Raw genomic sequence first — 13,167 nt, 5'->3', positions numbered from 1 at the left:
GATGATTAGACAGATTTAAGCATTATTGCATTAAACTGATATGGCTAGGCTATATGCTGATGGTTAGCTTCCCTTACAGCATAAACTAATACCACAAAGAGGGTTTTGTTCATCTTTAGTGGATGGATGTATTTCTGTCACGATATTTGCTGAATTATCACTATGATTACTTAGTGGCTCTGCGGATGAATGTTGTGCAGATGGTGGCAGAGGTGATGTAAATGCTGTATCAGGGGTAGATGCTGTTGCAAAAGTTGATAGCCTAGAATCAGGGGAGGATTTAAAGGGGGAGAGGGTTATTTTAGGTTGGATGTTATCCCTACACCAGATACCACGAGAGCAGGCAGAGAGGGAAGATGCCATAGAAGACGTATTTGTGTGCATGCTAACTGGGGAGGAATTCCACTGCATCACCACTCTACCATCCCCTAGACTAGGCCACTCTACAGGATGGGATTGCATAGAGATGGACAGACGTTGGGTAATAGGTAAGAATCCCTGTGCAAATAATTGTTTGGCATAATCATCATGGGCAAAATGCTGCAAGGCTCGAAATAGGGTTTTAACCCCAGGGAGCATGGGTTCATAGGCATAAGTGATTTTCATCGATAGGGTATTCGCCTCATAAATGGATTCCAGCGATAGCAATCCAGTGCCTTTACGCTGATGCTGCTCATATTGGTAATTGTTATCAATAGCTAATAAACCTGTTTGGTGTGCAATGTCCAAATCATCCCTGTGAAAATCCACAAAATGAGAGTGCTTGGGATTATCAACAACAATACGCCATGCAGGAACTTGGGTTTGTTGTAAAACCTGTAGGAAATACTTCTGCTGGCGAGAGAGGGCCATTGATGAAGAGTGAGAGTGGGGGTGACCTGATAAATCGTCAAAGGATGATGTATTAGAAGTGCGAGAGGATGCAGCAGTAAATAAGGGAAGTAATGCCTGCTCAAAGGCTGTAGCTATTTGCAAAGGATGAGCATGTGTAACTGAGGCTTGACGGGCAGCTTCTACCAGGGCAACATTGACCAAATGACGTGTCTGATACCATTGGGTCATTTCAATACCTCCCAAGCCTAGGAGTAATATGGGTACGGCACTGATAATAAAACCAACACTACTCATTCCTATGTTATGAGCAAGCGGAGAGATGAAATCTTTATTCATTAGTTATGGGTTCCAGATGTCTGCCTTGTATGAAAACAAGAAATGGAATAAGTGGAGAATAAATCCAATATAAAACGCACTTTTTTCTTTAAGGAAGAACAGTGTGCCAAGATTTAGACAAAAATAAAATAGGAAGATTACGTATATTTTGTTAAGTAAAGATTTAACTCTTTGATATTATTTGGATTTTGGAAATATATAAAAATACACCGACTTTATTATAGGAGGAGAAAGTTGGTGTATGTTACACCTGCTTTGTTAAATAAAGATTTAACTCTTTGATATTATTTGTATTTTTGAAATGTATAAAAATACACCAACTTTTTTATAGGAGGATAAAGCTGGTGTATAGTTTTTGGGAAAATTATGCTCTTCAGTGATTATGGCTTCTTCATGGGTTAAGAGGGAATCCCTCAAAGGCTAGCAAGTAACATCTGCAATGAATTAATTAGTGCAACTGTTTGTCTGCTTTTTCATTGCCTGTAGCAACGAAAAGTCCAGCACAATCAATAGCATCAAAAACATAAGGTTTTCCGCAGAAATCACAATTAACTGTGATGTTAGGACGTTCGGAAAGAATGCTTTCAACCTCAGAAGAGCCTAACATTTTAAGCATATCTGCAACACGCTCACGAGAGCAACTACAGAACCAGGAAACTGATTGAGGTTCATAAGCGATAAGATTTTCTTCCCAGAATAAACGATGAATCAAGGTGTCCTCGTCAACTTGAAGTTGTTCGCTTGGCTTAATGGTACGGCCAAGATGTAAGGCACGCTCCCAGGCTTGATGAGCCACTTCACTATCAACTTCTTGACCTCCGCTATAGGGGAGACGTTGCAATAAAAGTCCTGTTGCTTTATGTTCATCCGCAGCGAGATATAACTGAGTATCCAGCTGCTCAGAATGTTGCATATAGGAAGCCAAGGCTTCTCCAACAGAATTGCCCACAAGTGGTACGATACCCTGGTAGGCTTGTTGTCCTTTGGGGCGGTTGGCTGGGTCGAGTATTACCACAAAGCGTCCTTGTCCATTGGCATTAAGTAGGGTCTGTAAGGTATCAGTATCTTTGACAACAAATTCCTGACGAGTTTTAATTGTAGCCCTGACTTGTAAATGCTGATTGCACTCTACCACAATAAGAGCAATCGGACCGTCCCCTTGGAGTTGTAGTACCAAAGAACCCTCAAATTTAATATTGGAGGCAAGTAGCACTGCCGCTGCACTTAGTTCTCCAAGTAGGTTGCGAAGGACAGGATGATAGGTCTGGTGGGTAAGCATCTCATGCCAGGTTTGGGTGAGATTGACCGTCTGGATACGTACACTGCGGTCTTCAAAGAGATATTTTTTAAGAGAATCTTTCATGAGAATTGAGGCAAAGAATAATTCAATGCCTCTGTAAATGGAGGTGAAAATGTAGAAAACAAGAGGGTAATAGTCTCTAAACTATTAAGCAATCCTCTTTAATTGCTGTTGGTAAAACTTGCCTTGTTCTACATAATGTGCCGTACCCTCGTGAACCCGATGCAAATCTTCATCAGTCAAAGTGCGTACAATTTTTGCTACCCCGATGACCAAAGAGTTATCAGGAATGACTTTCCCCTCTGGAACAATAGCTCCAGCACCAATAATACAGTTTTTGCCAATAACAGCATTATTTAATATGATAGCTTGCATACCGATAAGGCTACCATCGCCAATGGTACAGCCATGTAGCATGGCTTGATGCCCTACAGTGACGTTTTTACCAATATACATAGGGGTACCAACATCAATATGTAATACACTGCCTTCTTGAATATTACTATTTTCATCGATGACAATGCTATCATTATCTGCACGAATAGAGACATTGGCCCAGATACTCACATTAGCCTTGAGCGTAACATCGCCGATAACAACAGCGTTGTCAAAGATATAGGCACTAGGGTCAATGGAAGGGGTGAGATTACCGATTTGATAAATAGCCATAGATTGCTCCTCGCTGCTCCCTATGGCTATCACTCGTTATGCCGTAGGGAATGTGATTGTATTATCTCGCCAAAAATAGCCATCGCTATCTTGTGAGGCTCTAATACCAGTGTTATACCAATTTTGTGCCAAAGGTGCAACCTCATGTAGGTGTCCTTGTGCCCAAAATTGTAAAGCGATAGATGGATCAAAGTCTTCAGGGTGGTTTTCACGGTTAACACATAAGAAACCCACTTTACCAGTAGGCACAGGCTGACCTTGCTCATCAAGGATGGTTACTTTATGCCCTGGAATAGCCCGCCCCATACTGCCTAACTTACTTTCCCATTTCTCTGCTGATTCACCAACAACATAAGAGAATCCAAAAGGTAAGCAGACGCTATTAAGAGCAAAGCCGAAACGTTCTTGTACCCAAGTGGCTAGCTCAGGGGAATTGTCTTCATCAGGGCAGGTAATGCAACGCACTTCTAACTCAAAAGAATCTAACGGTTCTTGATAGTCACGAATGCGTTGTAGCTCCTTGCCAGAGGCGAGGATGTTGCTGACAGGATAATGTTCAAGCAAGGTAAACAAGCGTGGGATAGTGCGTCCACTAGGGCAACCGACCATCGTACGCCCAAAATAAAGTGTAGGTAATAAGCCACCGAGTAAACCTAACTGAGTACTCCAGTCATAGGTTGTATAGAAGATATCGGATTTTTTAGGAAACCAATTTTGAGAAGATACAAAGCCAGGAAGAGTTCCAATCAATGCCTTATGGGTAACCACAGTAGCACGTAAAGAGTCAGAGGAATCATCATAGAACATAATCGCTGGTGCATCAGGACTTGCTGGAATAACGCTAAACTCACTGGGTTGGCGAGCAAGCAAGGTACGCCAAGGAATAACTCGCTCGTCTTCTGTATGAATACCAATAAGTTGTTTTAAACTCTGACGTAAAGCTGGATTATGATCAATCGCATGGGTTACTGGGGCAATAGTATACTTGTCTACAATTACAATGCGAGGCGCAATATCAACAAGGCGCTTATCATACTCAGGACTAGTAAACCCAGCCTTAAGAGGTACTGCGACAGCTCCAACAGTAATTGCCGCTAGAATGGTAATAGCAGTCTCTGCAGAGTGCTGGAGGGCAATGGCAATACGGTCTTGTGGGTGTATCCCCATGCGAATAAAGCCGTTTGCAAGTTTATTAACCTTTTCAGAGAGTTGTCCATATGAAAGGCTAGTGAGCTGTCCGACTTGATCCTCAAAGTAAATCGCCGCTTGCCTTGCTTCATGAGGACTTTGAGCCCACCGATGACAGCATGCATTAGCAATATTAAAGTTATTCGGGACGAACCATTCAAAAGTATCGTACAGGAATGTATATTGATTAGTGTTCTTAGGCGACATAATGACTTGAAAATGCTGAATTCTTTTACCCCGTTATTATAGTTTCTCTATTGAATAAATGCTAGTTTTTTGAGCAAGCAATTCAGTCCATTTTGAATTTTGCATGCAATAGACAGCAGTTAAACTACTTAATGACCCTTTATATGAGGTATTACGGAGTAGTTATTGTGCTAGGAAGAGGTTTAAACCGATTCTTTATCAAGAGAGGGTATGGGGGCATGGAAGTTCTAGGGTGTATGAGGAATGTTAAGGAAAGCTAGGGGAGTTATGGGGAGCATGGAAGTCTAGGATGCATAAGGAGTGTTAAGGAAAGCTAGGGGAGTTATGGAAATAATGGAAAACGACAGAATTTATGACATCAATTAAGATAGTAAGTGGTATAGTGTTAGTATTTGATTTTGGTGAGTTATGACATTAGGAATTATTGCAGCCTTACCACAAGAGATAGCTGATTTATTAAAGTTGATGAAAGGGCAGATGCAAACCCATACTGTAGGGATGAGGACTTTTTATCAAGGAAAAATCGGTGGGCAAAGCTGTGTTCTTGTACTAGCTAGAGTAGGGAAAGTAGCAGCTAGTGCTACATGTGTGACCCTAATACAAAAATTTGGGGTTGACCGTATTATATTCACTGGATTGGCTGGTGGAGTAAGTGCAGAAGTTAATGTCGGAGACATTGTGATAGGGACCTCGTTTTGTCAGCATGATATGAATGCAGAACCCCTTTTCCCTCGCTATGAAATTCCTTTGTTAGGTAAACAATATTTTGTATCGGATAGTGAACTAAATGCTGCTCTTATTGTAGGGACAACACAGTTCTTGCAAGGAGAAGGGCAATACAGTTTACAAAGGATGTTACCCAAAGAGAACATTGACTTATTTGGGCTTACTAATATGAAAATTCACCAAGGATTAATACTCAGTGGAGACCAATTTATCGGTAGTGCAGAAGCTGTTTTGGAGTTGCGGAATAACTTTCCAGATGCGTTGTGTACAGAGATGGAGGGAGCTGCTGTGGCACAAGTGTGTTATGAATATGGAACTCCTTTCGCAGTGCTGCGAGTAATATCAGATAAGGCCAATAATAGCGCTGGCTACGATTTTACCCGTTTTTTGAATGAAGTAGCTCCTGTTGTCTCTTCAGGGATATTGCTAAACTTCTTATTGAGTTAAACACATTGATTCTCTCTAATGAGTGAATATGCATTTTTCTTGTCGGAGAAAGTTATCGTTTATGACTCATTAGGTAACAAGGGCGGATACTTAAATTTTGTACTTAAGAATACAAAAGTGATTATAAATTTTTTGCAAAATAATAAAAAATCATAGTATAATGGCAGACTTTCCCCCTATAGCTCAGTTGGTTAGAGCAGAGGACTCATAATCCTTTGGTCACTGGTTCAAGTCCAGTTGGGGGGACCAAGATTTTGTTTTAAAAAATGGGTTAGGCTAATTTGTCTAACCCATTTGATTTTTGTACTTCTTGACAATATCTAGTACTTGACTAGGAACATCTTTGCTAAAGCAATCAATTTTAAGTCGCTCGGGTTGGCTGCGTAGCCAAGTGATTTGTCGTTTGGCAAGCTGGCGAGTGGCTGCAATGCCTTGCTCAATAGCTGTCTCTAAATCTATTTCTCCTGCGATATGTTTCCATAGTTGTCGGTAACCTACACAACGAATAGAGGGGAGGTTTTCATGTAGGTCACCGCGTTGGTAAAGTGAGTGAACTTCTTCCAGAAAACCTTTTGCCATCATCTGCATAAATCGTTCTGCAATGCGAGCATGTAATTTAGCTCTATCTTCTGTTTCTAGGCTAATTGTGATAAATCGGTAGGGACTATTGCTTGTTTTTTGTTCTGCAAATAGGCTAGAAAGCGGTTTTCCAGTCAAGATGATGACTTCTAATGCACGTTGGATGCGTTGGCTATCGTTGGGTGCAAGTCTATCAGCAGTGATAGCATCTAAAGTGCGTAGTTTTTCATGCATTGCAGGCCAACCTATCTTGGCAGCTTCTGTTTCTAATTCTGCTCGCAATATTTCATTAGCTGCTGGTAAATCATGTAAGCCTTCACGTAGTGTTTTGTAGTACATCATTGTACCCCCTGCTAGGATAGGGATATGTTGACGAGATTGTATTTCACTGATGAGGCGTATAGTATCTTGATAAAAATCAGCAGCACTATAGCTTTCGCTTGGGTCTTTGATGTCTAGTAGGTGCTGGGGTACAAGGGCTTGTTCCTCTTTGCTGGGTTTTGCCGTGCCAATATTCATACTGCGATAGATAGTAGCAGAATCGACATTGATAATTTCGATGGGGAGATGCTCAGCTAGTGTTAGCACGGAAGCGGACTTTCCTGAGGCGGTAGGCCCTGCAATGCATATGATGGGAGTTGTTTTCGGCGTCATGCTTTATTGCCCCCGCATAAAGAGTTTATCTAAATCTGCCAGTGACCAGGTAAACCATGTTGGACGTCCATGATTACACTGGTTGGCTCGTTCAGTCTGCTCCATTTGACGGAGTAAATTGTTCATCTCCGTTAGGCTCAATAAACGGTTGGCACGTACTGAACCATGGCATGCCATGGTTGCTAGTAACTCATTGCGTTGTTCAGTGATGAGGTTGGAAATCCCTACCTTTTCTAAATCATGCAAAATACGCCGGACCATGGTTTCAATATCGCCTTTAGCTAGTAAGCTAGGAACAGCACGTACTGCGATAGAATTTGGGCCTGCAGGGCTTAATGCTAATCCTAAATCCGTTAATGTCTGTGCGTATTCTTCTAATAGGGCAACTTGTGTTTCGGAAGTATGAAAAACAATTGGCACCAGTAGTTCTTGTACTGATACTGCTTTTTGGTCAAAGAGTTGTTTAAGTCTCTCGTAGGTGACACGTTCGTGGGCAGCATGCATATCAATAAGGACAAGTCCTTCTTTATTCTGGGCAAGAATATAAATTCCATGGAGTTGACCAATAGCCATACCAAGAGGAAAATCTTGAGTTTGATTTGATGTCGTGCTGACATCAGTATCTATTGAAAATGTGTTCGTCTGATAGGTGTTGGTATAGTCACCCAAAGCACCACCAAATGAGCTTCCTATGACGATGGGTGTCGTCTCATTAGAGGGTGAGCTTGTTAATGGAGCATAAGCTGTTTTCCATGCATCCATATGGTTGATATTTAAACTGCCTTGTTGAGGGCGGTAGTTTGTATTAGGTTTTGCCCCGATAGCAGGGTTAGCACGATTGCCAGTAGGACTAGTCGTGCTAGGTAATGTGTTATAAGGTGAAGTCTCTGGTGTTCCCATCCCTTTAGAGAAATCATGACCTTGTGTGAGTCCTGATAATTCCGAGTGGGTGGATGGATTTAGAGTGCCTGATGTTGGAGTAGACATCCCTTCAGGCATGGTGAGAGTAGTATATGGTGAAGCAAAAGAAGAGGTATGGTTATCTTCACTATTTTTCTGATGTGCTGCACCTTGACCACCTAGTTTAGCCAGTGCTTGTGAGACACTTTGTTGAATAAAGCGATATAGAGCCCCACTATCACGAAAACGTACCTCGCTTTTTGCAGGATGCACATTGACATCTACCAGAGCGGGGTCAATAGAGAGGAATAATACATAGGCAGGTTGCCTATCACCATGTAGAACATCGGCATAGGCGCTACGAATTGCATGCGAGATAGTGCGGTCACGCACAAAACGTCCATTTACAAAAAGATATTGTTTATCTGCCTTAGCCCGTGCTGCACTTGGCTGAATTATCAGTCCATGTATATGGCTGACGGCGGTACTGCTATCAACAGTAAGACCTGCGTCTACAAACTCTGCACCGAGTACATCTTGAATACGACCTAGTGCATCATTGACGGGCCAATGTTTGTAGGGTTTATCATTGTGAAAAACTCGAAAACTGATGCTTGGGTAGGCGAGGGCAATACGCTCAATGGCATCTACACAGTGAGAAAACTCTGTTTGCTCTGTTTTAAGAAATTTACGACGAGCAGGAATTTCGTCAAATAATTGACGAACATCGACTGTTGTGCCTTGCAAGCCTGAAGAGGGTTCAATAACCCCATGACGACCATCAATAGACCAAGCATGCTTCTGTCCTTCTGTACGTGAGCTTAGGGTTAGTCTTGCTACTGAAGCAATAGAGGCTAATGCTTCACCACGAAAACCCATAGAGCGTACAGATTCTAATTCTGCTAATGAACGCACTTTGCTTGTAGCATGCCGTGTTAGGGCAAGAGCCAATTCATCTTTGGGGATGCCAGATCCATTATCAATTACACATAAGCGACGTATGCCACCCCCATCAAGACGTAGCTCAATTTGTGTTGCCCCTGCATCAATGGCATTTTCAACCAGTTCTTTGAGTACCGATGATGGTCGTTCAATGACCTCTCCAGCGGCAATTTGACTAATAAGCTGATCGGGTAAAAGGTGAATATGGCGGCGTTCAGACATAGTTGAAATGGACTATCACTAAAGAATAAACAAAGAAGAGTATAACATTTTCGTTATACTCTCCAATTGAGTGGATGCTTGTTAATGACTCGTAAGCCAGATACATTGCCCCAATAGCATTGAAATTGCGTCTATTCCTAGTGAGCTTTACATTAAGAATATTTAATAAACTGTGGTGTAGTTTAGCCTCTGCTAGCAAGAGGAGGATTTGTTGCTAAATAGCCATTTAGACCTGATACGATAGCATTGGCTACAAGGCGATGGTTAGAATAATCACGTAAGAATCTTTCTTCTTGAGGGTTGGAAATAAATGCCACCTCAATAAGAATGGATGGAATGTCAGGGGCTTTCAATACTGCAAACCCAGCCTGTTCAACACGGCGGCTTTGTAATCCATTAATGCGAGATAATGCCTCTAAAACACGGTGACCAATCTTTAGTGAGTCATTAATCTGTGCAGTAGTTGACATGTCTAATAATACGCTAGCAGTGGTGCGGTCATGCACGCTAATATCTAAACCACCAATTGCATCAGCAGCATTTTCTTTAGTTGCTAGCCAGCGAGCAGCAGCACTAGAAGCACCTTTACGAGAGAGTGCAAATACAGAAGTACCACGTGAGTTAGGGTTGGTAAAGGCGTCTGCATGGATAGAAACAAAGATATCAGCTTTTACACGGCGAGCTTTTTGGACACGTACTTGCAAAGGGACAAAGAAGTCAGCATCTCTTGTCATATAAGCACGCATATTAGGTTGAGCGTTAATGATGTCGCGTAATTGTTTGCCAATAGATAGTACCACATCTTTTTCATGAGTACCACGGGGACCTGTGGCTCCAGGATCTTCACCGCCATGACCTGGGTCGATAGCGATAAGAATAGGACGACGACCGCCACGAGATGGACGAGGTGTGTTGTCTACAATTGGACTAGATACTTTAGGAGCAACCTGTCCTTGAACACGTGGTGCTTCTACTGTTGCACGGTTATTATTAATCTGATTGATAATACCAGCGAGAGGGTCATCTCCCATGTTGGCACTATTAGTCAATGCGACTAAAGGGTCTTTGGCTACTTTAGGGTACAAGTCTAATACTAAACGGTAGCGGTAATTACCAACAGGTTTTAACGTAAATACCTGAGGGACAATACTTTGTTTTAAGTCAATTACAAGGCGTACAACATCAGCACGATTTTGTGCAACACGGACGCGAGAGATATAGGGGTCATTGGGTTTGATTTTAGAAATCAGGGAGTTAAGTGCTGCATTCATGCTAAGCCCCTGTAAATCTACCACTAGGCGATCTGGGCCATCAAGAACAAAATGCTCATGTTTAATAGGAGAGCTTAACTCCAATGTCACGCGCGTATACTCATCTGCTGGCCATGTACGCACAGCCAGAATTTGGCTACTTGCGGCATAAGCCACTTTAGAGACGACAGGCAGTGACAACATCGCAATACCTGAGCCAAGTATTTGACGTCGTGTTATGCGGCGGGGACTAAATTCTGTTGATTCTTGAGTTGTGCTATCCATGCCATTCCCTTGTCTGTATAAGCGTGAAGTTCCGCTATTCTACCAGTTTGGTGATAATGAAGCTGCAACAATACGTCAGGCTGAGGGAGCGATTTATCCGCTTTCTCAGGCCATTCAATCAGAACAACTGCATTTTCGAGTAAATGTTCTCGGAAACCTGCTTCTTGCCACTCGGTAGATTCGTTAAACCTATAAAAATCAAAGTGATATAAGTATAATCTAGAAACTTTATAGGTTTCAACTAAGGTATAGGTTGGACTCTTAATTCGTCCAGTAACCCCTAAAGCACGTAAAAATGCTCGGCAAAAAGCGGTTTTGCCAGCCCCTAAATCTCCTTGCAAATGTAAATGATAACTACTAGCAAGGCCATGCTTCTGGCCGTAACTACTTGATAATTCGGAGGATATGGGCGATGCCATGGCTTGTGCAAGGGCTTCGGTAGCAGCTTCATTAGCAAGAAAGAAACGGGAGAGAAGTGGTGTTGTTTGCATCATAAAAGGTGTTTTTTGTATTAAGAAAATAGGAAAATTTAAAAAGGAAAAATTGTAAACAAATATTGCTTATAAGGGTTTTGCTTATTTTAATGGAGTATAGGACGAGTGTCATAGCACTATGGATGTATTTTTTCGATATGTCTATATTGACATTCTCCTCTTGTTAATGCAAGAGCATTTCTATAGAGATTAATGATATTGTCTATTAGCTTGTGAGTTCGTATTACTGATTGTATGACTGGTTGGGTGAATATAGAAAAATAATTTTTATCTGAGTCGACTAATAATCTTGCAGTGAAATTTCATTTGTTTTTTAATGATCAACCAGGTAAGATAAGGATGCAGGTGAGTAGAATGAGTAGAGTGTCAAACATATTTTTAAACTTAAAAAACTGGTTCAATAAATAGTTTAAGTTTAAAAGAACACATTTGAACTGAATTGCTAGCAATGAATAATGAAGAAATGATAGCTTCTTTCCTTGATACGCTTTGGTTAGAAGATGGCTTGTCTAAAAATACTTTAAGTGCCTATCGTCAGGATTTAAAAAACCTTGTGGATTATTTACAACGACATCATTTAAACCTAAGAGATATAGATGCTGATGTTGCACAGTCATGGTTTATTGATATGGGGGCAGAGACCAAGGCGAGTACGGCCAATCGTCGGCTAGTAACATTAAAGCGGTTTGCTGTATGGGCATTACGTATGGGATTCTGGCTAGAAGATCCTACTTTGTCGCTCAGTGCTGCTAAACAGGGTATGCGTTTTCCCAAAACCGTGAGTGAGACACAGGTAGAAGAGTTATTAAATGCTCCTGATTTACGCACTCCAGCAGGTATTCGAGATAGGGCGATGTTAGAGACTTTATATGCGACAGGTTTGCGTGTATCGGAGTTGGTTTCATTAAAGACGCTACATCTCAATTTAGATGAAGGGGTGGTTCGTGTCATTATGGGTAAAGGTGGCAAAGATCGTATTGTGCCTATTGGGGAGGTCGCAGAACAATACTTGCGAGAGTATATGCAGAGTGTACGTCCTGTTTTGTTGGGGCATAAAGTCAACGACGATTTGTTTTTATCGCGGTTTGGTGAGGCGATGACACGACAGGCCTTTTGGCAGTTGATTAAAAAATATGCCACAATGACAAGCATCAAAATTCCTTTATCCCCACATGTGTTGCGCCATGCTTTTGCAACGCATCTATTAAATCATGGTGCTGATTTACGTGTAGTACAGATGTTACTGGGTCATGCCGACATATCGACCACGCAGATTTACACTCATGTGGCGAGGGAACGATTAAAACAATTACATCAAAAACATCACCCAAGGGCCTGAGGAATGTTCTCTGCTTTTTTGAGTAGATTGTTCTACATTTAATAGTTGATTGTTCTACATTTAATATATGGTGGTTCTAGGAAGCAAATAGGATGTTCTAAAACATCAATAGGTAATCAGCTGATTGCAAGGACTAAACCTAGGCAAATGATAAAAGTGAGATTTAGGGTTGACTAACATAGAATAGTTAACCATCGTTATAAGAAATAAGGCAGTTAGAATGAGTAAAGCAAAACATGTATCTGAAACACCAGCAACACAGTTTCTTAAGAAAAACAAAGTGATTTATGAAGAACATACTTATGATTATGTGGAACATGGAGGTACAGCAGAGACCTCTAAACAATTAGGAGTTGGGGAGCATCAAATTGTTAAGACCCTAATTTTTGAGGATGATAGCGGTAAACCTCACGTGGTATTGATGCATGGGGATTGCGAAGTTTCTGCTAAAAATTTAGCACGTCAGGTGGGGGTGAAGAAAATGCAAATTGTGGCAGCAACTGAGGCACCCAAACATTCAGGTTATCAGATAGGTGGAACCTCTCCTTTTGGTACACGTAAGCATATGCCTGTATGGATAGAAAAAACTATTTTAGATTATGACAAGATTTACATTAATGGTGGGCGTAGAGGCTATATTTTGAGCCTAAACCCACAAGTGATTGTGGATTTGTTAGGGGCAAAAGCAGTAGAAGTAGCAAATGAGCATGGGGCTTAATATGTATAAAGACTAGTTTAACAAAAAAGAACGCCGCATTTTTGGCAATACACTACTCGACTAACAATGCTTGTTAA

At 41.4% G+C, this 13,167-nt stretch carries 11 protein-coding genes and 1 tRNA gene; 4 read left to right on the top strand and 8 right to left on the bottom strand.

What is annotated here, in order from left to right:
- Positions 1 to 63: 63 nt before the first annotated feature.
- The 4 genes from HKX40_RS05225 to HKX40_RS05210 form a co-directional block, all read right to left on the bottom strand.
- Positions 64 to 1,128: a TadE/TadG family type IV pilus assembly protein gene (locus tag HKX40_RS05225; RefSeq protein WP_171588494.1), complete on the bottom strand. Its 1,065-nt coding sequence runs from the start codon at positions 1,126 to 1,128 to the stop codon at positions 64 to 66.
- A 490-nt stretch (positions 1,129 to 1,618) separates the two neighbouring features.
- Positions 1,619 to 2,533: an Hsp33 family molecular chaperone HslO gene (hslO, locus tag HKX40_RS05220; protein ID WP_171588493.1), complete on the bottom strand. Its 915-nt coding sequence runs from the start codon at positions 2,531 to 2,533 to the stop codon at positions 1,619 to 1,621.
- An 84-nt stretch (positions 2,534 to 2,617) separates the two neighbouring features.
- Positions 2,618 to 3,139 carry a gamma carbonic anhydrase family protein gene (locus tag HKX40_RS05215; RefSeq protein ID WP_171588492.1) on the bottom strand — a complete coding sequence of 174 codons (522 nt, stop codon included), beginning with the start codon at positions 3,137 to 3,139 and terminating at the stop codon, positions 2,618 to 2,620.
- A 36-nt stretch (positions 3,140 to 3,175) separates the two neighbouring features.
- Complete coding sequence (locus HKX40_RS05210) at positions 3,176 to 4,534, bottom strand: AMP-binding protein (RefSeq protein ID WP_171588491.1); 1,359 nt, start codon at positions 4,532 to 4,534, stop codon at positions 3,176 to 3,178.
- Positions 4,535 to 4,942: 408 nt separating this feature from the next.
- On the opposite strand from HKX40_RS05210, the gene HKX40_RS05205 reads away from it, so the two are divergent.
- On the top strand, positions 4,943 to 5,707 hold the full coding sequence (locus tag HKX40_RS05205) for a 5'-methylthioadenosine/adenosylhomocysteine nucleosidase (protein ID WP_171588490.1): 765 nt from the start codon (positions 4,943 to 4,945) through the stop codon (positions 5,705 to 5,707).
- 172 nt (positions 5,708 to 5,879) lie between these two features.
- Positions 5,880 to 5,956: transfer RNA gene (locus HKX40_RS05200), tRNA-Ile, on the top strand.
- Positions 5,957 to 5,992: 36 nt separating this feature from the next.
- Here HKX40_RS05200 and miaA read toward each other — a convergent pair.
- The 4 genes from miaA to tsaE form a co-directional block, all read right to left on the bottom strand.
- A complete protein-coding gene (gene miaA / locus HKX40_RS05195) occupies positions 5,993 to 6,940 on the bottom strand; it encodes a tRNA (adenosine(37)-N6)-dimethylallyltransferase MiaA (protein ID WP_171588489.1) in 948 nt (315 codons plus the stop codon).
- A gap of 3 nt (positions 6,941 to 6,943) precedes the next feature.
- The gene (mutL, locus tag HKX40_RS05190) at positions 6,944 to 9,004 is read right to left on the bottom strand and encodes a DNA mismatch repair endonuclease MutL (RefSeq protein WP_171588488.1); all 2,061 of its coding nucleotides are present in this window, start codon (positions 9,002 to 9,004) and stop codon (positions 6,944 to 6,946) included.
- A gap of 182 nt (positions 9,005 to 9,186) precedes the next feature.
- On the bottom strand, positions 9,187 to 10,539 hold the full coding sequence (locus HKX40_RS05185; RefSeq protein ID WP_171588487.1) for an N-acetylmuramoyl-L-alanine amidase: 1,353 nt from the start codon (positions 10,537 to 10,539) through the stop codon (positions 9,187 to 9,189).
- A complete protein-coding gene (gene tsaE, locus HKX40_RS05180; protein WP_171588556.1) occupies positions 10,491 to 11,030 on the bottom strand; it encodes a tRNA (adenosine(37)-N6)-threonylcarbamoyltransferase complex ATPase subunit type 1 TsaE in 540 nt (179 codons plus the stop codon). The genes HKX40_RS05185 and tsaE overlap by 49 nt, the downstream gene beginning before the upstream one ends.
- 451 nt (positions 11,031 to 11,481) lie before the next feature.
- Here tsaE and xerD point away from each other — a divergent pair, with 451 nt between their 5' ends.
- Together xerD and HKX40_RS05170 are read left to right on the top strand one after the other, a co-directional pair.
- Positions 11,482 to 12,372: a site-specific tyrosine recombinase XerD gene (xerD, locus tag HKX40_RS05175; RefSeq protein ID WP_171588486.1), complete on the top strand. Its 891-nt coding sequence runs from the start codon at positions 11,482 to 11,484 to the stop codon at positions 12,370 to 12,372.
- Positions 12,373 to 12,592: 220 nt separating this feature from the next.
- Positions 12,593 to 13,090, top strand: a complete 498-nt coding sequence (locus HKX40_RS05170; RefSeq protein ID WP_171588485.1) for an aminoacyl-tRNA deacylase — start codon at positions 12,593 to 12,595, stop codon at positions 13,088 to 13,090.
- Positions 13,091 to 13,167: the final 77 nt, after the last annotated feature.

The organism is Pelistega europaea, from assembly GCF_013133775.1.
Classification (GTDB): Bacteria; Pseudomonadota; Gammaproteobacteria; order Burkholderiales; family Burkholderiaceae_B; genus Taylorella; species Taylorella europaea.
This window is presented reverse-complemented; position numbering and strand designations above follow the sequence as displayed.

Excerpts from the sequence above, each read along its gene's own strand:
- HKX40_RS05225 (WP_171588494.1), bottom strand. The coding sequence starts at position 1,128 with ATGAGTAGTGTTGGTTTTATTATCAGTGCCGTACCCATATTACTCCTA.
- hslO (WP_171588493.1), bottom strand. The coding sequence starts at position 2,533 with ATGAAAGATTCTCTTAAAAAATATCTCTTTGAAGACCGCAGTGTACGT.
- HKX40_RS05215 (WP_171588492.1), bottom strand. The coding sequence starts at position 3,139 with ATGGCTATTTATCAAATCGGTAATCTCACCCCTTCCATTGACCCTAGT.
- HKX40_RS05210 (WP_171588491.1), bottom strand. The coding sequence starts at position 4,534 with ATGTCGCCTAAGAACACTAATCAATATACATTCCTGTACGATACTTTT.
- HKX40_RS05205 (WP_171588490.1), top strand. The coding sequence starts at position 4,943 with ATGACATTAGGAATTATTGCAGCCTTACCACAAGAGATAGCTGATTTA.
- miaA (WP_171588489.1), bottom strand. The coding sequence starts at position 6,940 with ATGACGCCGAAAACAACTCCCATCATATGCATTGCAGGGCCTACCGCC.
- mutL (WP_171588488.1), bottom strand. The coding sequence starts at position 9,004 with ATGTCTGAACGCCGCCATATTCACCTTTTACCCGATCAGCTTATTAGT.
- HKX40_RS05185 (WP_171588487.1), bottom strand. The coding sequence starts at position 10,539 with ATGGATAGCACAACTCAAGAATCAACAGAATTTAGTCCCCGCCGCATA.
- tsaE (WP_171588556.1), bottom strand. The coding sequence starts at position 11,030 with ATGCAAACAACACCACTTCTCTCCCGTTTCTTTCTTGCTAATGAAGCT.
- xerD (WP_171588486.1), top strand. The coding sequence starts at position 11,482 with ATGAATAATGAAGAAATGATAGCTTCTTTCCTTGATACGCTTTGGTTA.
- HKX40_RS05170 (WP_171588485.1), top strand. The coding sequence starts at position 12,593 with ATGAGTAAAGCAAAACATGTATCTGAAACACCAGCAACACAGTTTCTT.